23 protein-coding genes and 1 tRNA gene are annotated in these 20440 nt (G+C 52.0%); 15 read left to right on the forward strand and 9 right to left on the reverse strand.

Annotation, left to right across the window (positions count from 1 at the left end; genetic code table 11):
• The first annotated feature begins 332 nt into the window (after positions 1-332).
• Positions 333-878, forward strand: a complete 546-nt coding sequence (locus tag EKM95_RS10475; protein ID WP_125572179.1) for a helix-turn-helix domain-containing protein — start codon at positions 333-335, stop codon at positions 876-878.
• A gap of 171 nt (positions 879-1049) precedes the next feature.
• On the opposite strand, the gene EKM95_RS10480 is transcribed toward EKM95_RS10475, so the two are convergent.
• Positions 1050-1928: an AraC family transcriptional regulator gene (locus tag EKM95_RS10480; protein ID WP_125572180.1), complete on the reverse strand. Its 879-nt coding sequence runs from the start codon at positions 1926-1928 to the stop codon at positions 1050-1052.
• 136 nt (positions 1929-2064) lie between these two features.
• Here EKM95_RS10480 and EKM95_RS12015 point away from each other — a divergent pair, with 136 nt between their 5' ends.
• Genes EKM95_RS12015 through EKM95_RS10490 form a run of 3 tightly spaced genes read left to right on the forward strand, consistent with a single transcriptional unit; the run spans position 2065 to position 3728 of the window.
• Positions 2065-2199, forward strand: a complete 135-nt coding sequence (locus EKM95_RS12015) for an HAD hydrolase family protein (RefSeq protein ID WP_225419261.1) — start codon at positions 2065-2067, stop codon at positions 2197-2199.
• Between the two features lie 23 nt (positions 2200-2222).
• Entirely contained in the window at positions 2223-2459 is a 237-nt protein-coding gene (locus EKM95_RS11875) for a hypothetical protein (protein ID WP_225423287.1), read from the forward strand.
• 39 nt (positions 2460-2498) lie between these two features.
• Positions 2499-3728, forward strand: coding sequence for an IS110 family RNA-guided transposase (locus tag EKM95_RS10490; protein WP_125572182.1), 1230 nt, complete (start codon positions 2499-2501; stop codon positions 3726-3728).
• Between the two features lie 196 nt (positions 3729-3924).
• On the opposite strand, the gene EKM95_RS10495 is transcribed toward EKM95_RS10490, so the two are convergent.
• On the reverse strand, positions 3925-4248 hold the full coding sequence (locus EKM95_RS10495; protein WP_125572183.1) for an ArsR/SmtB family transcription factor: 324 nt from the start codon (positions 4246-4248) through the stop codon (positions 3925-3927).
• Between the two features lie 296 nt (positions 4249-4544).
• Between EKM95_RS10495 and EKM95_RS10500 the strand changes: the two genes are divergently transcribed.
• Entirely contained in the window at positions 4545-5699 is a 1155-nt protein-coding gene (locus EKM95_RS10500) for a cation:proton antiporter (RefSeq protein WP_125604775.1), read from the forward strand.
• A 732-nt stretch (positions 5700-6431) separates the two neighbouring features.
• On the opposite strand, the gene EKM95_RS11730 is transcribed toward EKM95_RS10500, so the two are convergent.
• The 4 genes from EKM95_RS11730 to EKM95_RS10515 all read right to left on the reverse strand — a co-directional run bounded on the left by EKM95_RS11730 (position 6432) and on the right by EKM95_RS10515 (position 8812).
• Positions 6432-6605: a hypothetical protein gene (locus EKM95_RS11730; protein ID WP_164510185.1), complete on the reverse strand. Its 174-nt coding sequence runs from the start codon at positions 6603-6605 to the stop codon at positions 6432-6434.
• Between the two features lie 80 nt (positions 6606-6685).
• Positions 6686-6949, reverse strand: coding sequence for a hypothetical protein (locus EKM95_RS10505; RefSeq protein WP_125698229.1), 264 nt, complete (start codon positions 6947-6949; stop codon positions 6686-6688).
• 380 nt (positions 6950-7329) lie between these two features.
• Positions 7330-8010 (reverse strand): CPBP family intramembrane glutamic endopeptidase, encoded by a 681-nt coding sequence (locus EKM95_RS10510; protein ID WP_125698231.1) that lies wholly within the window; start codon positions 8008-8010, stop codon positions 7330-7332.
• A gap of 16 nt (positions 8011-8026) precedes the next feature.
• The gene (locus tag EKM95_RS10515) at positions 8027-8812 is read right to left on the reverse strand and encodes a Cof-type HAD-IIB family hydrolase (RefSeq protein ID WP_125698233.1); all 786 of its coding nucleotides are present in this window, start codon (positions 8810-8812) and stop codon (positions 8027-8029) included.
• A 250-nt stretch (positions 8813-9062) separates the two neighbouring features.
• On the opposite strand from EKM95_RS10515, the gene EKM95_RS10520 reads away from it, so the two are divergent.
• Positions 9063-9620, forward strand: a complete 558-nt coding sequence (locus EKM95_RS10520; RefSeq protein WP_125698235.1) for a helix-turn-helix transcriptional regulator — start codon at positions 9063-9065, stop codon at positions 9618-9620.
• Between the two features lie 55 nt (positions 9621-9675).
• Here the strand turns inward: EKM95_RS10520 and nagB are convergent, their stop codons facing one another.
• The 3 genes from nagB to EKM95_RS10535 form a co-directional block, all read right to left on the reverse strand.
• Positions 9676-10383: a glucosamine-6-phosphate deaminase gene (gene nagB / locus EKM95_RS10525; protein ID WP_125698254.1), complete on the reverse strand. Its 708-nt coding sequence runs from the start codon at positions 10381-10383 to the stop codon at positions 9676-9678.
• Between the two features lie 235 nt (positions 10384-10618).
• A complete protein-coding gene (locus EKM95_RS10530) occupies positions 10619-11566 on the reverse strand; it encodes an alpha/beta hydrolase (protein WP_125698238.1) in 948 nt (315 codons plus the stop codon).
• Positions 11563-12351: a tyrosine-protein phosphatase gene (locus tag EKM95_RS10535; protein ID WP_164510186.1), complete on the reverse strand. Its 789-nt coding sequence runs from the start codon at positions 12349-12351 to the stop codon at positions 11563-11565. Before EKM95_RS10535 ends, EKM95_RS10530 begins: the two co-directional genes overlap by 4 nt.
• Before the next feature lie 285 nt (positions 12352-12636).
• Here EKM95_RS10535 and EKM95_RS10540 point away from each other — a divergent pair, with 285 nt between their 5' ends.
• From EKM95_RS10540 to EKM95_RS10580, 9 genes are all read left to right on the forward strand, one after another.
• Positions 12637-13569 (forward strand): ribose-phosphate diphosphokinase, encoded by a 933-nt coding sequence (locus EKM95_RS10540; protein ID WP_125698242.1) that lies wholly within the window; start codon positions 12637-12639, stop codon positions 13567-13569.
• A 122-nt stretch (positions 13570-13691) separates the two neighbouring features.
• A tRNA-Lys gene (locus EKM95_RS10545) sits at positions 13692-13764 on the forward strand.
• A 245-nt stretch (positions 13765-14009) separates the two neighbouring features.
• Positions 14010-15041 carry an acyltransferase gene (locus tag EKM95_RS10550; RefSeq protein WP_164510187.1) on the forward strand — a complete coding sequence of 344 codons (1032 nt, stop codon included), beginning with the start codon at positions 14010-14012 and terminating at the stop codon, positions 15039-15041.
• Positions 15042-15060: 19 nt separating this feature from the next.
• On the forward strand, positions 15061-16212 hold the full coding sequence (locus EKM95_RS10555; RefSeq protein ID WP_225423290.1) for a VanZ family protein: 1152 nt from the start codon (positions 15061-15063) through the stop codon (positions 16210-16212).
• A gap of 14 nt (positions 16213-16226) precedes the next feature.
• On the forward strand, positions 16227-17183 hold the full coding sequence (locus tag EKM95_RS10560; RefSeq protein ID WP_125698246.1) for a hypothetical protein: 957 nt from the start codon (positions 16227-16229) through the stop codon (positions 17181-17183).
• Between the two features lie 97 nt (positions 17184-17280).
• Complete coding sequence (lepB, locus tag EKM95_RS10565) at positions 17281-17988, forward strand: signal peptidase I (RefSeq protein ID WP_125698248.1); 708 nt, start codon at positions 17281-17283, stop codon at positions 17986-17988.
• A gap of 89 nt (positions 17989-18077) precedes the next feature.
• The gene (locus tag EKM95_RS10570) at positions 18078-19013 is read left to right on the forward strand and encodes an ABC transporter ATP-binding protein (RefSeq protein WP_125698258.1); all 936 of its coding nucleotides are present in this window, start codon (positions 18078-18080) and stop codon (positions 19011-19013) included.
• The gene (locus EKM95_RS10575) at positions 19010-19786 is read left to right on the forward strand and encodes an ABC transporter permease (RefSeq protein WP_125698250.1); all 777 of its coding nucleotides are present in this window, start codon (positions 19010-19012) and stop codon (positions 19784-19786) included. The genes EKM95_RS10570 and EKM95_RS10575 overlap by 4 nt, the downstream gene beginning before the upstream one ends.
• Before the next feature lie 226 nt (positions 19787-20012).
• Positions 20013-20360, forward strand: a complete 348-nt coding sequence (locus tag EKM95_RS10580) for an RNA polymerase sigma factor (RefSeq protein ID WP_164510188.1) — start codon at positions 20013-20015, stop codon at positions 20358-20360.
• The last annotated feature ends 80 nt before the right edge of the window (positions 20361-20440 follow it).

The following is a 20440-nucleotide window of genomic DNA, read 5'->3' on the forward strand; positions in this document are numbered from 1 at the left end:
ATGCGGTAAGGCCGTGCCACAGGCGCTTTATGCCTACCGTCGGATTTCTTGTTACTTGTATTTGCCCCCCTATTAGACACTGGGGGCTACAGCGGCCGGCTAACGCCGACCGCCGCCGCTCGCGCTAGCGGCTTTCGCGCTGCACGCCGCGCACGGCGGCGAGGGTTCCTCCTTTCATCACTAATCGTATTGACAAGCTATACGTTAACGCAATGATATCAAGACTTTCAACAGATTTCCTTAGCTTTTTCATAGCTACATAACTTTCAAATATAGTTGTGCAACTTGGTATAGGTATTGCTGTTTGGTAATCTGATAACGAGGTGATTAATATGACAAAAGTGCACTATTTTGGCCCAAATCTAAAACGGCTCCGTATTCAAAGCGGGTTATCCCAAGCAGAACTTGGAGCTGCTTTGGATACTCCGGTTAACGGACAAGCTATTTCTAACTGGGAACGTGAGAATAACCACCCAACCTACGAGAACTTGATCGGCATTGCTAAATTTTTCAATGTTATGCCTTCAGAACTTTTGAGAACAGAAAAAGAGACCGCAGTTGGAGAAACTACGGCCATTCTTGATCGAATTGACGAATATATGCCAAAGGTGACGGAAATACGTCGGGTTATGCATATGATGAAGGATTTCTCACCGCGACAATTAGATGGATTATCGGAACAGCTTGATCAAATCATGCAATACTTTCGCCCGTACACACCTGTTGATGAAGACGGTGAACCGGAAACGGATCAGAATGGTCGAAAAATCACGAAACAATCCAAGTATCGAGATATACCTATTAAGGAAATTCATCAAGTTTACCAGGAGCTTAAGGCCATACAATCATACCGGGATGATCAGCAGAAACGGGATTGACTGATAACAATAAGGGACTAGATACAATTCGATTTTTCCAAGCAAAGTAACAACTGGATTATCACCGCCGGCATCTAAAAAAGCCTGGCATACATGCCCACTGCAATCCACGGGTATGTATGCCAGGCCTTTATGCTTTCCAGAAACCCAACAGAATTCTATTGCCAATTCCTATTTTTTGTTTGAGATACTCTCTCGATATTCCAACGGAGTACAACCAAAAAGTCTTTTGAAAGTTGCGCAATAATAGCTGACCGACTGGAATCCAGAATTAGAACTAATTTCCTTTACTGACATATCTGTCTTTGCAAGTAACTTTAGACTGATGTCGAGGCGGTATCGTGTGAGATATTCGGTTGGGGTCTGTGCCAAATAATTACGAAAAATATTAAAACATCGAGTTCGAGAAACTTTGCCAGCATCGGCAATATTATCGATCTGAACTGTCTCAAAATAATGGCGATGTATATAGTCAACCATTTTCCAAATTTCCTGATTATTTACAGTATGTTCAGTATTTCGCGTTGAGTGACCCATAAATTTGATGCACCTACTCATGGCTTTCATACATTCTACCTGAACATCTATCATATTCGGCTTGGGGGTACTCATTAACCCATGAATTATCCGCGCAGCGGAAGCAAGCTCTTGTGCTGCCTCGCTTTTACAATCAAACAACAGGTAATCTTCTGATGACCGTCCAAATGAATTATCTATCTGCTTTTGAATAGAGCTACAGCTACTATCGAAAAGGCTTGGTTCGACAATCATGTCAATGAACGTGCACTCATCTTTGGTGTCGGAAAATCCGTAGTGCATTCTCTTACTGTTAACAAGGAGAATACTTTTTGGTAAGAGTGTAACAATTTGACCATTTATAAAAAAATCCATAGTTCCATCAAGAATAGAAACAATTTCGACCCCACTATGCCAGTGACACGCGCCCCAATATCCAAACTGGGAAAGTTTATTGATTCGCACATAGAGTGGAAAGTCGTTGATGTTATACTGCATTTCTTCAGAAAAATCTGAGAATACCTTTATTTCCATTTTGTCGCCTCTGTACGATTTTTATATTCATCCGCGCAATATTAACATTCTACCGCTAATTTCGCGCCTTATAATGGAACTATACTGATACTAGGAGTGAAGTTCAATGAGATCCGTAAAACTTATCGCTACAGATATGGACGAAACTTTATTAACATCAGACAAACACGTTCCAGAAGAATTTTATAAACTTGTAAGTCAGTTAGATCATGTCGGCGTTGTCACAGCGATTGCCAGTGGACGGCCACTGTACGGCCACTGTACACACTGAAAGCTCAATTTCCAGATTTGCCTTTGGCTTTCATTGCAGACAACGGTGGCGTTGTTGAATTTCACGGAGAATTGATTCATCAAGCAAGGTTAAAAACAGAAGATTATCAGAAGATGATCAGCTTTACACTTCAACAAACAGCTGGAATTCCAATTCTGTGCGGCCTGAACTCAGCGTATATTCCAAAGATTTTTGAAGCCTCACTTAATCACCTCGAGTATTTTTATTCCCTCGGTTTAAAATCGAAGTGCAACACCTGATAAAGCAGACCAATTTGCAAAGAAAGGAGGTCCAGTCTTATGAACTTGAATGTTGGTATTGATGTTTCAAAAGCTAAGCTTGATTTTTGTGGTATGGATAGTGATCAGAAGGTCATCTTTCAGGACTCTGTCTTGAATCGACCAGCTGGCACAAATGCCATCAAGCAATGCATCTTAGATGCCAATGAGAAGCACGACTATGAACGTACTATCATTGGCCTTGAAGCAACTTCTGTTTACAACGTTCTGCCTTCTCGTGCCTTAGAAGAGGACGATGAGCTTCAGGCTCTCGGTCTTGAAGTCGTTACCTTGAATCCCAAGATGACGCATCGCTTCAGCCAAGTGTACGATCAGGATAAAACGGATAAGGTTGATGCCCGTAACATCGCCGACTTTCTTCGAGTAGGCCGTTATCAAGTGCCAGTGCCTCGCGATGAGCGTCACATCGCGCTTCAACGGCTAACCCGTGAAAGGTTTCATCTGACCAAGGAAATGACTTGGTGTAAGAACCACTTCCTCAATAACTTGTACTTTAAGATGAACACGATCGACGCAGAGCTACCGACTTCAGTCTTTGGCGCCACCATGATGACCGTTTTGACCGATGAGCGGTACTCATTGGACGAGCTTGCGGAGATACCGCTAGAACAGCTCACCGATGATCTCAACAAACTTGGTCGTGGCCGCTTCGGCGATCCCGAAGCAGTCGCCCAGGCGCTCAAGCGTTCAGCACGTGACTCATACCGACTCGATAAGCAAGTGATGGATTCTGTGAATCTTGTCTTGGGCATGTATGCCAACGAGATCCGCATGTTTGCCAAACAGCTTAAAGAGCTGGATAAGAGCATCACCGCCTTATGCGACGCCACACCTGAAGCGAAGTGCCTCCGCAGTATTCCTGGCATTGGACCAGTATACGCGGCGGGTATTGTCGCCGAGGTGGCACAACCAGAGCGTTTCAAGAATGAAGCAAGTTTAGCCAAATACGCCGGCCTAGTCTGGCAAAGAAGTCAGTCAGGCAACACGGAGCGTCAAGCGACGCCACGTGTTCACAGCGGAGATCAGTACCTGCGTTATTACTTAGTTGAAGCTGCCAACAAAGTAAGAACGTACGATCCCACATTTGCCCGCTACTACGACAAGAAATATCGGGAGGTTCCAAAGTATCAACATCGTCGCGCCTGTCTATTGACCGCTCGCAAGCTTGTACGCTTAGTTCTCACTTTGATGAAGAACCATGAATTGTACCAACCTGCGAAAATGGTCTAGCGTGACTGGCGAAGTTTAACGGACGCTTCCCCGCAACCGAAAAATAAGAAAGTTGTGGGCTGGGGGAAGTGTACGCTCAACTTTCAAAAATAGATCTTAGAATCTTGCCTCAACTCCTTGACTCTTTACCACAAGACTATTTTTTAACGTTTAGACATTTAAACGTATAGGCCTTAAAAATGGTCGTCCAAAACGACTATTTTTTGCCTGCGACATCTGCCTCAAGCGCGGTGACCAGTTGTTTGAGTAGTCCGAGTGCGTCTGCCATGTTGGTGCGGTAGTAGCGCTCTGTTCCGACTTGGTTGACCGCTAATATTCCAGCATCACGCATCAACTTGAGATGATGCGAGACTGCTGGGCGTGACAGCGATAATCGATCTGTGATTTCACTGACGGTAAGTTGATCGGTTTGGCAAAGCATCAGCAAAATCCGCTGTCGGTTCTCATCGAGTAAGATAGATAATACCGGAGCGCTTTTTTGAAAAATCGCCAGCGTTTCCTCTGAATTATGTTTAGTCATCGATATCTCCCGTATAATAGTTCTAACGTTTAACATCTTAAACACTAAAACTTATTCTGTAGTCTTTGTCAAGTACAATTTAGAGGACATAAACATAGAGAATCAGCTTTTTTTCAAGAACCGTAACCCAGGCTCGATGTGTGCTTCGCTTGAAAATGACGGCACGGTTTGCTAAAATTTAAAAGATGTTATTAAAACTTAAATAGATCAATCGGTTGACGTAAGCTCAAGGTTTTCTCTTTCAGGGGTGTGAAAGAGGTACTTGGCTTACGTTTTTTGTATGAGGAGGTTTTGGTTTGGAATTTTTAGGCGCACTTGTCATCATTTTGATTGCTACCAGTTTAATCGGCCACTTGGCAGCGCGGATTGGTATTCCGGCAGTGATCGGTCAGTTGCTCGTTGGTATCGTGCTTGGCCCAGCATTGTTGAATTGGGTGCATCCCAATGAGTTTATCCATATTTTTTCAGAAATCGGGGTCATTATCTTGATGTTCATTGCCGGATTAGAGAGTGACCTTACGTTGTTGAAAAAATACTTACGTCCTAGTGTGATTGTTGCATTGTTGGGCGTCTTGGTCCCGATGGCGCTGATTTATCCAGTCGGGCTTTGGTTCGGACTGACCCAGTTTGAAAGCCTATTTTTAAGTGTCATCTTTGCCGCCACATCTGTTTCAATTTCGGTGGCCGTGATGAAGGAGTTGAACTTACTTGATAGCAAAAGTGGTTCGACGGTTCTTGGCGCGGCGGTGGTCGATGATGTGTTGGCGGTCGTTTTACTCAGCATTATGGTCAGTGTAATGGGTACGACGACGGGTTCGACCACGCAAATCCCACTGGCCCTGACTTTTTTGGAGCAGTTGATCTACTTTGTCGCGATTTATTTCGTCGTGCGCTTCATCGCCCCGATTCTCGCCAAGCTCGGGACCAAATTACTGATTCCAGTCGGACCGACGTTGATGGCTATGATCTTATGTTTTGGCATGGCGTATATCGCGGATCTGATCGGGCTGAGTGCAGTTATCGGGGCCTTCTTTGCCGGGATTGCGATTGCCCAGACGCATGTCGCTCATGAAGTCGATCAAAGTATTGAACCGATCGGCTACGCGATTTTCATTCCCGTGTTCTTCGTTTCGATTGGGCTGAACATGTCGTTAGCCGGAATCGAACACGACTTATTATTGATCGTCGTCTTGACCGTTGTCGCTACGCTGACTAAGCTTTTGGGTGCAGGTAGCGGCGCCAAATTTTCCGGGTTTGCTTTAGATGAATCATACTTAGTCGGTGCAGGTATGGTTTCACGCGGAGAAATGGCCTTGATTATTGCGCAGATCGGCTATCAAGCCAAGCTGATCAGCGGGGATTACTATTCAGCAATCATCACCGCAGTCATCTTAACAACGTTATTGGCACCGTTTCTGCTCAAACATGCTGCGCGTCGCATTAACGCCTAGATACAAAGATACGGTCAATCCTTAAATCACGGATTAGCGGTATTTGTTTGCCTACCCTTGCGGATCAGTCACGCGGTATTGTAGCCACAGCGTATCTTCGTCTAATACCGTGGCGGTTTGTAACCTGAAACCGATTTGACGCGTATGCTAATCGTGATTGCGCCAGAACTAAGCCATCGCAACGATCAGAGGCAACGTCGCATTGATCCGCTCCAATCCATTATGAGATCGCCAGCTGGGATTGGTGAGGAATTTACTGATTTCTATGTTCAATGACACGGCGGCCACCACAATACGTTGGCTCAGCACGGCTCATCCAGCAACTCGGCGATCATAAATTTCGCGCTTTCATTTGAGCGTATTCTTAGGAAAGACCTTAGTTTGGACCTATAATGCAAGGAAGAAGTGTTTGTAGCACTTAATCTCAACAAAAAGAGCCTACTGAAAATCAGTAGACTCTATACTTGAGATGGCACATTAGTGGCACATTCCAATAGCGTTTTAAATAATGTTGGGACAACAATACGCTCTAAAAAGCGTGTTATACTGCGATTATTAGATTTAAGCATTCGAGAATATTATTTCCCGGGAAACATGGCAGGCGGGAATAATGTCGGGGCACGGACGCTTTTGCTTCAACACCGCTGTCGCGATCGCGAGAGAGGAACGGGACGAAAAAAGCCCACCGCAGCAAGATCGCGGTGAGCCCGATGTTTTGTTGTTAATAGCCGATCAGCGCACCGTCAGCAGGCTGATCAACACGCCTAGCAACACGACTGCCAGCACACTTTTGCTGATCACGCCGCTTTTTGTCGTGGTCTTCGTGCGCCACTCAAGGCCTAGTAATATGAGCGTCACAAGTAAGGCGACCACGCACATTATCATTAATTTGATCACAACACTCATGGCGCTGCCTCCTTTTGGCCTGGTGAAAACGGGCTGACTGTGCCTTTATTGTCGCGCACCGGCCGCTGAAATACAAATCCTTACACCTCAAGATCAAAAAACGGGTTGAGTTGTTTTTGAATCTCATGGATCTGCATCAAGTCGATGTGTGGAAACAGGCGGTAGATAAAAGCCGCGAAGGTGTCGCGATGGAATTTGTAATCCATACGGCCCATCCGCTTCTGATGGGTGTCCGAATTGATCTGCCATACTTCCAGGTTATATTGCGCGTCAGGGATAAGACTGATATAGGCGTTGTGGTCGTCGAGCCAGACGACCGGGTTCATGGTTGATTGATCGAGCAAGATAGTTCCCTCCAATTCGCTTATCCAAGACGTTCTGCCCCCGGGTGGCGACACGAAGCCGCACAGCAGACCGTCGCTGTGAAATCAATTATAGCAGAAATCGCTGATGAAATTGGGCTAAAAAAACGCGGTCCGGCTTGTGAAGCTCGGTGCACAAGCGGCCACGAATGGCGGTGGGATTGGCCAAAGTTCTATCGCTAGACACCTGTTCAACATTATGAGCGCGGGCTTGATTTCGCCGCAACCGTGCGGACTTGGCCAGGTTCAAAAATATTTTTTGGCCAAATTAAGCTTCGGTTTTCTTCACAATGTTTGGGGACCAGTCCTGCCGCGGGCCATCTCTTATTATACGAACGCGCGTTTGCAAAAGCAATCTATTTTTAGTGAATCGCCACAAGCGCGCCTGGTAAATTGATGATCACATGGAGGGCAAGGGACCATCGCAGGTCTCGGGTGCGCCGGTAAGTGAAGCCGAGGGCCAGCCCCATCACAGTGTAAATGACCAGAAACCATGAGAGGTGCGGTTCATGAAGCAGGCCGAATGCGAGCGCGGAACAACTCACCGCCCCGGTCGTGTTGAACACGTTATCTTTGGTCCAAAAAAGGGTCATGAAGAGGCCGCGAAAGACCAGTTCCTCGGCAAGCGGGCCGATTAAGAGCACCATCACGAAGACGGTCCATGGCCAAAGATGCTCAAGTTCATTGATGGTCTGCTGATTTTGCGGCACGCCGACACGCATGATCAGAGCGTTGGCCGTGATGATCAGGGCATACATCGCCACGACAAGCCCGATGCGGCCAACCGAAAGCCGCGCTGGGCCGATGTGCAGCGGGTTGGCTCGGCGCAGGCGCCAGCGATACAGCCACAGCAATAAACCGATCTCGATCGCGCCAGCCACGGCAGTTGTTGCGGCCATGAGCCAGTCGTAATGCGGCGCGGTGGTCGTGGTCATATGAAACGCCGCCCGCAGCGCCACCATCGGCACTTGATAGACGGTCACGCCGATTCCGAGCAGGATGAAGCCGAGTACGGCTAACGTTTTTTTCAACAACCAAGGCATGACGCATCCTCCTCTATCAGATCAGGCCGAAATGCTTCAACGCGTTAGGAATACCTGCGTGCTGGTAATCATCGGTCTGATAATCCGCGATTGCGACGACATGGGGCAGCGCATTGCCCATGGCGACTGCGATATCGACTTGCTCAAACATGGCGATATCATTGTTGCCGTCGCCGAACGCATAGGTCTTCACATCGGCGAACTGCGGCTGCTGGCGAACCATGTCGACGCCAAAACCTTTGCTCATGCCCTTGTTCACGACGTCCAAGGCAAACGGCCCATTGCGGTAAAACGTCAGCTCAGGAAAGGCCCGGACATAACGGGCGCCAGTTTCGATTCCAGCCGGGGTGCGTGGGGTGAAAAGCAGGACCATTGGCACCGGCTGCGTGGTCGCAAAATCGGGGTCGATCACCGGGGCGGGTTGTTTGACTAGCTCGTAATTCCCGCGGGTATTGTCGTCCGCAAAGGTCAGCGCAACAGTCTGGTCGCTGTACATCGCGACCGGCAGCTGATCCTCGGCTGCCTGGGCTAACAGGCGCGTGAGCTGAGGCTGGCCGATTGGGCTTTGAAACAGGTGCTGCCCTTCCAGCAACAAATCACCGCCGTTTGCGCCGACCACGGTCGTAATGCCTGTTTGCGCCTGCAGATTCGCCGTTTCCCATAAGTTTCGCCCGGTGCAGATCACAGGCAGGCAGTCGTTTGCTTGCAGCGCCTTGATCGCCGCTAGATTTTCCGGTGGCACCTGTTTGTCATCATTGAGTAGTGTCAGATCCAAGTCAAAAAATACGATCGCTTTCGTCATGAGAGCCTCCTTCGTTCATTGGGTCCAGTTTACCATAGGCGGGCGGGAAAAATATTTCCCGGGACATATCACATCTGTTCTGAGAAAATAGGCATGACGATCGATCAAAGTGGGTGGACTCGCAATCATTTTTCACGGGCCATTTTTCCACCAGGACGATGAATTTTCCCCGGTGTTGCGGGATGGAACAGGTTTGTTGCTTGCCCGCGCGGGGGCTGGCGGGCATGCTGAGGATATGGAGGTGAGCAGGATGATCAACGAAGCACTGCAGGTCGCGCGCAAAAATGCGGGGCTCACGCAAGAGGCGGTTGCCGGCAAATTATACGTGACGCGCCAGACGATCTCGCGCTGGGAGCAAGGCAAGACGCTTCCGAATATTTATGCGCTGCAGGACTTGGCGGCCCTTTATCAGGTGTCGCTCGATGATCTGACTGCCGCCACCAAAACTGAAGCAAAGGCGGAAGTCACTATGTCAAAAATCAATTGGGCGTCCTTATTCGGTCTCTTCTGGTTCAATCTGATCGTGACCCTCAGCGTGGTGTTGCTGGTCGCGGGACTGCTGGTCGGCGCATGGGCGAGTGTGATCGCGTTTATCCTCTCGCCTGTGCTTGCGGCTGGCCAGCTGGTCGCAAGTCACTGGTTTATCATCGATTCAGGTATCTTGCCATTGTGGGGGCAGATCGGCGGCGCATTGTTGCTTTGCGCGGGCGGCCTGTTGCTCTGGCCGCGGCTATTGCAGCTCACCCAGTATCTGTGGCGGCGGTTCAAACAGTATCTGCGGTACAATGTACGGGCAGTTTATCATTAAAAAAACGACCCCAGCTTGCCAATTTTAGCAGGTTGGGGTCGCTTTGTTTATCAGATCACTTGCTCAGCTTGGAAGCGGCCGCTTCGTCGATGATGATGATCGCATCATCATGGTTCTGCAACACGGAAGCTGGGACGTGGCTCGTGACGGGGCCTTCAACGGTGGCCTTGATGGCATCCGCTTTGTCTTCGCCGTATGCAAGTAAGATGATCTTCTTGCCCTGCATGATCGAGCCGATACCCATCGAGATCGCGTAACGCGGCACGTCCTCTTCACGTTCGAAGAAGCGCTTGTTGGCTTCGATGGTGCTTTCGGTCAGCTGAACCTTGTGGGTCCGTCCTTCAAGATCGGAACCCGGTTCGTTGAAGCCGATGTGGCCATTACGACCGATGCCCAAGATCTGCACGTCGATCGGGTTAGCCGCGATGATCTTTTCATAGTCTGCCGCAGCCTGCTCGATATCCTCAGCCATCCCATCAGGCACATAGGAATGTGCAAATGGCTTCTTATTGAACAGATTGTCTTTCATGAACTGGTGATAGCTCTGCGGGTTGTCGAACGGCATGCCGACATACTCGTCCAGATTGATCGAGGTCATGTTTGAGAAGTCCAGATCGCTTGCGATCATGGCTTGGTAAAGCGTGATCGGGGTGCTCCCAGTCGCGAGGCCCAAGACCTTCGCGCCATTGGTGATGTCTTCCTTGATAATGTCAAACGCGAGCTGGCCGCCTGCAACTTTGTCCTTAACGATTTTTACGTCCATCATGAACCCTCCTTGTTTGGTCTAGTCCAATGTACAACGATGCGGTTGCTTTGTCAACTTTCTGATCCGCTTTTTTGGGGCGTGGCGCACGACCGACGAATGCCCGCAAACACGTTGATAGACGGGCATTTGTGACGTCGTTCGCTGGTCCGTGATGGTGGACGAAAAGGTCTGTACCATTGCCTGAACAGCGACGACGGCAGCCGGTCTTCTCGGTCATTGGGTCAAAACCAATTCAGTCGGCTGACACCACCGGAGAAAAATATGGCGCGATGAATTTTTCAATATGAGCACGGTAGGCAGCCGGGTCGATCCAGTAACTTTCGGCGTGTTGGGCATGCGGCACCAACCAAAGCGCTTTGGGACCCCGGCTGGCGCGGTAATTGACCGGCCCCATCCAGGTCGGCACATAGACGTCTTCGGCGCCGTGAATGACGAGCAGTGGCCGCGTATTTTTCCGCAGGGCGGCGGCGACATCGACCTGTTCAATGCGAAAGCCCAACCGCCGATAATTGATGAAGCTGGCAAGTGGCACTAATGGTTCGCGGGGCAAGCGAAAAAGGCGGCGCATTAGGTAGGTCAGCTCGCCGTCAAGACTCGAATAGCCGCAATCCTCAACAATCGCTCGAACTTGATGCGGCAGGGTGCTTTCCCCGGCCACGAGGCAAACGGTGGCCCCACCCATACTGGTGCCAAACAGCAGGAGCTCACAATCGGGGCCAAGCGCCTCGACCATGCGGTGCAGCCAATCGAGATAATCGCGGCGATCCAGCCACCCGAAGCTGATGTAATCGCCATCGGACACGCCATGGCCGCGATCGTCAGGCATCAGCACGGAAAAGCCCATGTCGTAAAAAAGATGGGCGTAATTGCTCATGGTGATGCCGGTTCCCTTATACCCGTGGCCGATAATGACGGCGCGCTTGCTACCGGGATGTTCAAGCCACAGCGCAGAGACCTTGTGGCCATCGAAAGTGTCGAGCTTCCACACGGCCAGGCGTTGATTTTGCACCCAATCTACTTCGCTGTAATAGCGGTCCGCATACTGTGCCATTTCACCGGTCGCAGCGGGAATATAATTGATGCGTTTGAAGGCGTAGCGGTAGATCATTTCCGCGAGGCCCATGGTGCCAGCGGTCATGATCATTGGTAGGGTGAGTCCGATCAAGGTCCGTTTTTTCATCGTTGATCCTCCAGATAAAGTCGATCTAGGTCAGCCAGGTCTTGGCGTGAAAGGCCCACCGCCTTTTCCACGTACTCGCGCCAGCTTCCGAAGCGGCGCTGGACCAAGTCATGCACCGCCTGATAATTGGTGGTCTCTGCCTGGTAGCGATTCATTTCGTTGACAAGCGCGGAGCCGCCGTGGCGCAGTTCGTCGTTTGTCACCGCGTTTTGCCGGGCGAGCACCAAGTTCGTCAGCAGGTAGTCCTCGCGCAAGATGTCTTCCGGCACGCCCAATGCGCCTTCGATCATCAGCGCCGCCATGCCGGTGCGGTCTTTTCCGGCCATGCAATGAAAAAGCACGGCCTGATCTGGCTGCGTATTTGCCAGCAGGGCGGCAAATACGGCGCGAAATGCGGCAATCGCATGACTGTCGGTAAGCATTTTCAAATAGGTCTCAAGCATCAGATCATAGGGGACCACAAATTTGGCCTTGATTCGGCGCGCGAGCTTCGCCCAGGGGCTTGGTTGATCCGTGAATGGGTAAACGGCCGCTTGCTGAAATGCGATCTGGTGAGGGAGGCGGTCCGGCATTGCCGTGGTCTCGCTATCAGAGCGCAGATCGATCACTTTGATCACGCCATAATCGACCAGAAGCTGGCCGTCTGCCGGGGTGAGATCAAACAGGGTGCCGGAGCGCAGCACCTTGCGCCACCTGATCTGTTGGCCATTTTGAGCGGGATAGCCCCCAAGCTCCCGCAAATTGACGGCATGCGGCACTGCCAGCAAGCGTTCAGATGCGATCATGATGCCCATCTCCTTTTTCTTCTATTATATAACAGTGCCGCCGGAAGCGGTCGATCTGGCTTTGACTGGGATGGGGCGCCGTTTTATAGTCGGGCTCCGGTCCGCAGGGCGGAAGGCATCTAGTCGACCCGGTCACGTCTGGCCAGGAGCGCCATACGCGCCCGGGCCATACTAGCTGCTCAGCCCTAAGCACCGCGCTACACACCCTTCAGTCGTGGCGTAATAAGAAGAAATCGCGTATAATGAAGCGTGTCGCATCATATGTCAAATGAAGAGGGAGTCACTATGGCTGGACTGAAATTATTCACCTTGAACGGGAACTTGCCACTGGCAAAAAAGGTCGCAGAAGAGGTTGGCTTACCGCTGTCGCCGGCTTCGGTCAAACACTTCGCAGATGGCGAGATTCAGATCGACCTGGATGATAGTGTCCGCGGGGCGGATGTCTTTGTGATCCAGCCGGTCTCTGCACCGGTCAACGAGAACTTGATGGAGCTGCTCATCATGATCGATGCGCTGCGCCGCGCAAGTGCCCACCGCATCAATGTCGTGGTGCCATATTATGGTTACGCGCGCGCCGACCGCAAAGCGCGCTCGCGTGAACCGATCACCGCGAAGCTGATCGCCAACTTGCTGGAAATGGATGGCATCGACCGTTTTGTGGCCGTTGATCTGCATGCCGATCAGTTGCAAGGCTTTTTCGACATTCCGGTCGACCACTTGAAGGCGAAAAATCTGTTTGCGGATTATTTTGCCAGCAAGCATTTCGGCGACAATGTCGTTGTCGTCGCGCCAGATCATTCCGGGACCAAGCGCGCGCGGAGTCTTGCGGAGCTACTTCACGCGCCGATCGCGATCATCGACAAGCGTGAGGAAGACACGATCGGCGTGATCGGGGATGTCAAAGGCAAGCACGCGATTATCATCGACGATATCATCGATACCGGCAATAGCGTCGTTGAAGCCTATGGTGCCCTGAAAACGGCCGGCGTTTTGGATATCTATGCGGCCGCCACGCACCCCGTCTTTTCAAAAGGCGCGGCAGCCCGCCTGGCCACGCTTGACCTGCAGGAGATCGTGGTCACCGATACCATTGAGGTCGCCCCTGAAAATCATCTGCCAAATCTGGTCACGTTGTCCGTTGGTAAGATGCTGGGGCAGGCGATTCACCTGATCTCCACCAATCAGTCCATCCACTCGCTGTTTGAACGCAAGGACTGAGCAAGGAAAAATACGATCTCGCGTTTTGACGCTAGATAAGCCGCAATTTTTGGCAAAAAGTGCTTGCACCGCCTAGGGCTGCATGATAATATAGTTAAGTCGTTAAGGCGGCAAGCACATATGGGTGGTTAGCTCAGCTGGCAGAGCAACGGACTCTTAATCCGTGGGTCCAGGGTTCGATCCCCTGACCACCCAGAAAAGTATTATTGCGGCGCATCAAGGTTTATAAAGCCTGATGTGCCGCTTTTTTATGTTCCTCTGCAACGGACAGAGATATGTTCGATAAATCAATAGAAAGCCAGTAATGCGAGGGCAGGCGGCGTCATTCATTTGAATGGCGCTCTATTTGTGTCGTCATCTAGAGCAGGCCTACTCTGCCCATCCCCGCGCCCCAACCCCGAGTGCTATACTGAGACATATTCATACAGGAGGACAGGACAGTGGGAAAGAAAACGCGTGTTGGGTATTTTGATCTGTTGCGATTGATCGGGTGTTTGTTGGTGGTGGCCACACACGTCACGTCAAAATACATGGATCTGGGCATCGGAACGGCGAACTGGGCCGTGATGAACGCGATTAACGGCTTTACCCGGGCAGCGGTGGTCTTGTTCATCATGATCAGTGGGGCCCTGTTTTTGGACCCGGCGCGGACGATCGAGCCACGAAAATTGCTTCGGCATAATGTGCTGCACCTCGCGCTGACCCTTGTGTTGTGGAATGTTTTATACGCCGCCATGGAACTAGTACTGACGCGAAACTTGGCCACGGTGCGCGAAACATTGGTGCTTGGCCCATTTCATCTGTGGTTCTTGTATGTCCTGCTGGGCTGCTATCTTCTGGTGCCGGTCTTGCGCCCACTTACAAAACAGCCGCATGTCGTGAATTGGCTGCTGGCGCTTGCCTTTATTTTCGTGGTGCTACCGAGTACGGTGGTGCCACTACTTCCGGCCAATAGTTTGCTGCAGCGGTTCTTTGCCGAATTTCATCTCGGCGGCGTTGGGCAATTGTGGTTCTATTTTCTGCTTGGCCACGCGCTGCATCACGCCCATTTCAGTCGGCGTCAAAGTGCGACCGTGATCGGCCTAGGTCTGCTTGCGACGATCGGCATTGTGGTCGGCACTGCGGCGTTGTCACTGCCGGCGCATCATCTGGATCAGGCGTTTCAGGCCAACGCGGGGCTGCTGGTTTTGCTTCAAGCTTGCGGGTTGTTCGTGCTTGGCAAGCAGGTGTATGATCGCCAGCCGTCGCGCTTTGTGGCACTTTTCGCCGATCTTGCACTGCCGATCTACCTCGTCCATCCCGTGTTTCTTGGCCTGGTGCTTAAGCTGGGCTGGATCAAGCCGACGCTGTTGAGTTTTGTGGGCTGCTACCTGGTGATCTTTGCGGCCGCCTTTGTCTTCGCGCTCGGGTACCGGGTCTTTGATAATTGGCTGCGGCGGGTGACGCTGCCGGCAAAACGATCCGTCGCATAAACGTGAAGGAGATGCCACGATGAATGTGAATCTGAATATCTATGCCTTTCCATTAAAAATGGCCCTGCTTGTCTTTCCTTTTGTGGCGCTGATCATCGCGTTGCCACTGCTGATCGTGCAGTATCGCCGGTATGGCAGCTTCTTGGCCTGGCGTGCGGTGGTGCTTTATAGTTTTATCTACTATTTGATCACGGCGTATTTCCTCGTGATCTTGCCGTTGCCGGATCCTGCGGCGGTCGCTAAGCTTGTTAGTCCGCGGTATAACTTGATTCCGTTCAACGCGTTGCGTAATTTTCTGACCTACACTGTTTTTCGCATCGGCGATCCCAGCACGTGGCTCGCGGCGCTAAAGCAGCCTTGGTTCATTCAGCCGGCCTTTAACGTCGTTCTAACGCTACCATTTGGGGTTTATCTGCGGTATTACTTCAAGCGGCCGTTGTGGCAGATCGCCGGGATAGGCTTTTTACTTAGCCTGTTTTTCGAATTGACCCAGTTGTCTGGGCTGTATGGCATTTACCCGCGGCCTTACCGGATGTTTGACGTCGATGATCTGATCTTGAACACGACCGGCGCGTTTGTCGGCGGGGTGATCGCGCCTGTCTTGATGCGCGCGTTTCCGACGCGTGAGGCGATGGATGAAAAAAGTGTGGCGAAGGGGCAGCGCGTCACCTGGACACGGCGGTTGGTCGCGTTCATTCTCGATAACGGGCTGGTGTGGCCGCTGGTTGCGGGGTTGCTCGACCTGGTGATACGGCTGCTGGGGCTGACCAATTCCAGCTGGCAGCCAGTCGCGGTGTGGGTGATCGCCCTGGTGATCGTGCATGTCCTGATGCCGCTACTGTTTCACGGTGCGACTTTGGGGATGTTGGTCGTCCGGCTGGGAATCGTGACGGTCGACGAGGGGCCAGCCAATGTCTGGCGGCTGGCGTTGCGTGCGGGCCTGCTGTATTTGGTCACGCTGCAGAGCTGGCGCGGCTTTTTATGGGCGTTCACCCAGATATACTCCTATGATCATCAAAGTCAGAGCAACTACATTTTACTGGTCGGCTTTGGCGTGGTCGCAGCCTTCACCATTTTTAATTTTATCTGGAACCTGGCAATGCGGCACCACCGCTTTTTCTATGACGTGTGGGCTGGCACCAAGCTCGTGGCGCGGCCAGCGACAAAATAGCGAGGAGGGGCGCGATGAAACGCAAAGTCAGATGGGGCCGGGTGGCAGTGGCGCTGGCCGTGTTGGTCTTTCTGATCGGGGGCGGTGGCTGGTTCGTGGTGCGCGGCCTCGCACACTCAGCCGGGACCAAGCAAGCGCGCCGCGTCTTTAAATCTGGTCGGCAGGCAAAAATTGATGCGCCCTATGCCGTGACGCTGGCGAAGGAGATGACATTTTTGCGCCCCGATGCGACGAGCGCGCCACTGGCAATTTTCATCAGCGCGAAAAACGATGGGCGGATCACGCTGACGACGGCCACGCCGCATCACGCCAGTTCGCCGGCCACGGCAAAAGACGCCACCGCCTTGTTGGACCTGGCGCCGCATGCCGGCACGGTGGCAAATGTGGTCACCAAAACGATGCATGTTCAAGTTGACGGTAAGCGCCGGACGATCAAAGTAAATACGCGACTCACGCTGAAAAATGGGACGCACTATTTTCTGACCCGCGATGACAAGGGGACGATTGGCTTAGTCAAGCAGGACAAATCGACTCAAGTGGTCTATCTGCAACAGACAAATAATCTGGCGCTTCTGAAACAGGCCTTGTGGGGACGCGGCTTTTCGATCGGCCCCACACGTTACAACGGCGAAGCCATCAACACAGCCATGGATCAGGATCGCGTGCCGCAAAACACGGTGACCGATAATACCCGCCTGGGCGTGTTCAGCGATGGCCAGCATGTCCGCGTGACGGCGCTGGGTGCGGGTTCGCCGGGCTGGGAGGGTACTTACCGGCTGACTGGCAAAACGCTGACGATCCAATTTTCGACCGGCGCGGTGGCGTCGCAGTTTCGTTTTTCCTATACCTTTCAAAATGGGCGGTTGCAACTCGCCCCGCTTGCGACCCAGGACCGGGCGGGGAATACGCTGACCTGGCGTTTTGCGCTAGACGAGGATGGACTCCTTGCCACGCAACGACCGCTGGCGTGAGTGGGCCTCGCCAATCGTCATGTGACAAAGAAGACAAGTTAGATGCAAACAGTCTGCATCTTTGGTAGTGTTGCACTGAGAAAGCGAGGCGAGACACTTGGCAAAAAGCAAACTGCGTGGCCTGACCTGGCTGCTCGGCGGATTGATCGCGCTGACGATGCTGTTTGACCTTGGGTTTCGCCTGGATTATACCAATGGGACTTCGATGAGCCCGACCCTTCATGATGGCCAGATTCTCGTGGTGGCGCGGCAACGCACCGTCGATGCCCTGCATTTGGGCTATCATCGCAAGGATATCGTAGTGATCAAAAATGAGCGCGACTTGCCTGGTGCCGCGCCCGGCACGCTGTTGGTCAAGCGGCTGATCGGGATGCCTGGGGACCTGGTCGGCATCAGTCGGCGGGTCGTTTATATCAACGCCGAGCCGCTGAGCGAACCGTATGTTTATTATCATATGAATAACTTGAAGTACCCTTATGATGCGGTACCAAATGGCGGGGCCCAGTTCAGCAGTGCCCATTTCCTCCACAGCAATTTTTTGACGAAAAACAGTTACTTTGTGCTCGGCGACAATCGGCCGAGCTCCGCGGATTCGCGGTGGTTTGGCCCGATCAAGAAGCATCAGTTGCAAGGTAAGGTGCTGTGGGCGACGCCGCTGAATTATCATTTCTGGCCGAGTCGGCTGCTGGGGGAGTTGATCGCCTATTTCCCGGTGATGGGGATGCTGCTGATCGTTGGACTGAATTGGCTGCGCTACCTGCGCTCGCAGCGGGTAGCACGGGATATGTTTCATGTGAAACGATAAACTGAGGATCCTGCAGATGCGGGATTCTTTTTTCTTCCATTATTGTCACATGATGGCAAAGCGTTGGCGGTATGGTATTCTGAGCAATGATGAAAGAGGAGGTGGGCACGACGGCAATTTTGACAGTTCAAGACTTGAATAAGTCATTTGGCGGGCATCAGGTGCTGCATGGGGTCGATTTTGCCCTGGAGGAAGGCCATGTCGTCGGACTGGTCGGGCCGAATGGGGCAGGGAAAAGTACGATCATGAAGGCAGTGTTGGGCCTCATTCCAACGGATGGTGGGACGATCACGATCGGAGAAAAGCCAGTCTCGATCACTAGCCACCAGGCGCTCAAGGATGTGGGCGCCTTGATCGAATATCCGGGCATTTACCCATTTTTGACTGGCCGGCAGCATCTGGAACTTTATGCGGCCAAGCATAATCGCGCGCAAAACATCACCAGCATCGTTGAGGCGTTGGGGATGACCAAATACATCAACGTCAGCGCCAAGAGTTACTCGCTGGGGATGAAGCAAAAATTGGGGATCGCCCAGGCGCTAGTCGATCATCCAAAACTTGTGATCTTGGATGAACCCATGAATGGTCTGGATCCGCAGGCGGTCAAGGACTTACGTGATATCATTCGCAAACGGGCGGCTGACGGGACGAGTTTTCTGATCTCCAGTCACATCTTGAGCGAGCTTGAAAAAGTGGCGGACGATGTGTTGGTCCTCAATCACGGGCATATCGTGCAGGAAAGCAGTATGGCCGCGCTGGCTGACGCAGGCGGTGCGGTCTATCGTATCGTCACCGCAGACGATGAGGCAGCTGTGGCGGCATTGGCCGTGGCTGATGTGACGGTGAGCCGCACGCCAGCGGGGCTGATTCTACGTGAGACTGGGCCGGATGTGTTAAATGCGGCGCTTGCGGCACTGGTTGGGCGCAGCATTCAGATCAAATCGATCGAACACGTCCATCGCGACCTTGAGACCTCATTTTTGGATATGGTCGCAGGCGACGGAAAAGAGGCGAGCCAGAAATGAAAACATTGATCGGTCAAGAGTTATATAAGCTGGCTCACCGCAAAGGCACATGGGTCGGCTTGGGCGTTGTGGTCTTGTTCCAGATCGCGTGGGCGCTGGTTGTGGCAAAAGCTGCCGAGCTCATGTCGGTCCCTGATTCGATGATCGGCAACTATGGCGGCAACAGCCTGTTGATCTTTGTGATGATCGCCAGCACCGCCGGCATTATCTCAAGTGAGTTCCAATATGGGACGATCAAGCAGTTGCTGTACCGTCAGTATTACCGTAGCCAAGTTTTTGTGTCCAAGGTCTGTGCCTTGCTGATTCAGGCGCTGGTGCTCAAAGCCGTGGCGATCGTTGTTGGGTTTGGCATGACGCTACTCACACCGGCCTTGAACGCCAAGGTCGATCTGATGGGGACGTATCAGAAGCAGCCATTCATGAACGCATATTGGCTGGCGCAGGCGGGGAACCTGCTGACGATGCTGTTGATCTTGAGCTTCGTTCTGTTGGTCTCGACGATCTTGAAAACCAATGCCGCCGCGATCGCCGCGGGCTTCATCGGCTATTTGGTCGCCTATGTGGCCTCGGTGACGCTATTGGCCGCGATCGCCCAGTGGCACTGGGTCAAATGGAATCCGTTGACGTTCATGTTGACTGAGACCCAGATTTTATCGCCATCCTATGCGAAAGCGACCCTGTTGAGCACGCCGCAAATGCTGACTGGGTCGGTTGTTTACACCTTGCTGTTTGGCGTGCTGGCTTATCTGAGTTTTCGGCGGCGGAGCGTTTAGCGATTCGCGCGACCCGTTGCGTACCCCTCTGTTTCAGTTGGGCTTCGGCCCGCATGTCCGGGACATCTAGGTACGCCCGTCACTCGGGGTGAGGTGCGCCACCAAGCGCCCAAGCCAAGTTAGCTGCCTCACCATCCCGCGAGCCTACGCACCCTTTTTCCTTTTCCCATCTCTGTTGTGGTCTTGAATGCGCTACAATGGAGGGAGAAGAAAGCGAGGGATGGCCATGGCAGGAGAAGTGAAACGCTACACGGTCCTCAATGAGGCAGGCGAGTTTTTGGAGACAGATAACTTGTTGTTGCTGCCTGCATGGACGACCGATCTACAGCGCATGTGGCTGACATACAGCCGAGTAGAGGCGACCCGGGTGGCAAAGCAAGCAGATGGTACCGCTTGTGTGCTGACGTTTACGCCGCTGGTTGAAGAGACCGAAGATCCATACGGCCGCGGGTTGCCAGTCGCCGTCCAGCGCCAAGCCATCACGCTTCATGAGCAGGGACTGACGTATCGCCAGATCGCCAAGCTTCTTAGCATCTCGAAGTCCACAGTTGGAAATATTATTCATCGCAAATAAAAATGGAAATTTGTCAAATGGTGTTGGTTTTATGTTTTAAGCTTTTATGGGTCTCCTCTTTTGAGGGGGCTTTTTGTTAT

Source organism: Lacticaseibacillus yichunensis (assembly GCF_003946405.1).
In the GTDB taxonomy this organism is placed as follows: domain Bacteria; phylum Bacillota; class Bacilli; order Lactobacillales; family Lactobacillaceae; genus Lacticaseibacillus; species Lacticaseibacillus yichunensis.

What these genes read in the sequence shown, in the direction of transcription:
- EKM95_RS10520 (WP_125698235.1), top strand. Translation starts at nt 9,063, where the DNA reads ATGATCAACGAAGCACTGCAGGTCGCGCGCAAAAATGCGGGGCTCACG.
- EKM95_RS10560 (WP_125698246.1), top strand. Translation starts at nt 16,227, where the DNA reads ATGAAACGCAAAGTCAGATGGGGCCGGGTGGCAGTGGCGCTGGCCGTG.
- EKM95_RS10540 (WP_125698242.1), top strand. Translation starts at nt 12,637, where the DNA reads ATGGCTGGACTGAAATTATTCACCTTGAACGGGAACTTGCCACTGGCA.
- EKM95_RS10495 (WP_125572183.1), bottom strand. Translation starts at nt 4,248, where the DNA reads ATGACTAAACATAATTCAGAGGAAACGCTGGCGATTTTTCAAAAAAGC.
- EKM95_RS10535 (WP_164510186.1), bottom strand. Translation starts at nt 12,351, where the DNA reads ATGATCGCATCTGAACGCTTGCTGGCAGTGCCGCATGCCGTCAATTTG.
- EKM95_RS10575 (WP_125698250.1), top strand. Translation starts at nt 19,010, where the DNA reads ATGAAAACATTGATCGGTCAAGAGTTATATAAGCTGGCTCACCGCAAA.
- EKM95_RS10570 (WP_125698258.1), top strand. Translation starts at nt 18,078, where the DNA reads ATGAAAGAGGAGGTGGGCACGACGGCAATTTTGACAGTTCAAGACTTG.
- EKM95_RS10510 (WP_125698231.1), bottom strand. Translation starts at nt 8,010, where the DNA reads ATGCCTTGGTTGTTGAAAAAAACGTTAGCCGTACTCGGCTTCATCCTG.
- EKM95_RS10490 (WP_125572182.1), top strand. Translation starts at nt 2,499, where the DNA reads ATGAACTTGAATGTTGGTATTGATGTTTCAAAAGCTAAGCTTGATTTT.
- EKM95_RS10555 (WP_225423290.1), top strand. Translation starts at nt 15,061, where the DNA reads ATGAATGTGAATCTGAATATCTATGCCTTTCCATTAAAAATGGCCCTG.
- nagB (WP_125698254.1), bottom strand. Translation starts at nt 10,383, where the DNA reads ATGGACGTAAAAATCGTTAAGGACAAAGTTGCAGGCGGCCAGCTCGCG.
- EKM95_RS10580 (WP_164510188.1), top strand. Translation starts at nt 20,013, where the DNA reads ATGGCAGGAGAAGTGAAACGCTACACGGTCCTCAATGAGGCAGGCGAG.
- EKM95_RS10515 (WP_125698233.1), bottom strand. Translation starts at nt 8,812, where the DNA reads ATGACGAAAGCGATCGTATTTTTTGACTTGGATCTGACACTACTCAAT.
- EKM95_RS10480 (WP_125572180.1), bottom strand. Translation starts at nt 1,928, where the DNA reads ATGGAAATAAAGGTATTCTCAGATTTTTCTGAAGAAATGCAGTATAAC.
- EKM95_RS10475 (WP_125572179.1), top strand. Translation starts at nt 333, where the DNA reads ATGACAAAAGTGCACTATTTTGGCCCAAATCTAAAACGGCTCCGTATT.
- EKM95_RS11730 (WP_164510185.1), bottom strand. Translation starts at nt 6,605, where the DNA reads ATGAGTGTTGTGATCAAATTAATGATAATGTGCGTGGTCGCCTTACTT.
- EKM95_RS12015 (WP_225419261.1), top strand. Translation starts at nt 2,065, where the DNA reads ATGGACGAAACTTTATTAACATCAGACAAACACGTTCCAGAAGAATTT.
- EKM95_RS10530 (WP_125698238.1), bottom strand. Translation starts at nt 11,566, where the DNA reads ATGAAAAAACGGACCTTGATCGGACTCACCCTACCAATGATCATGACC.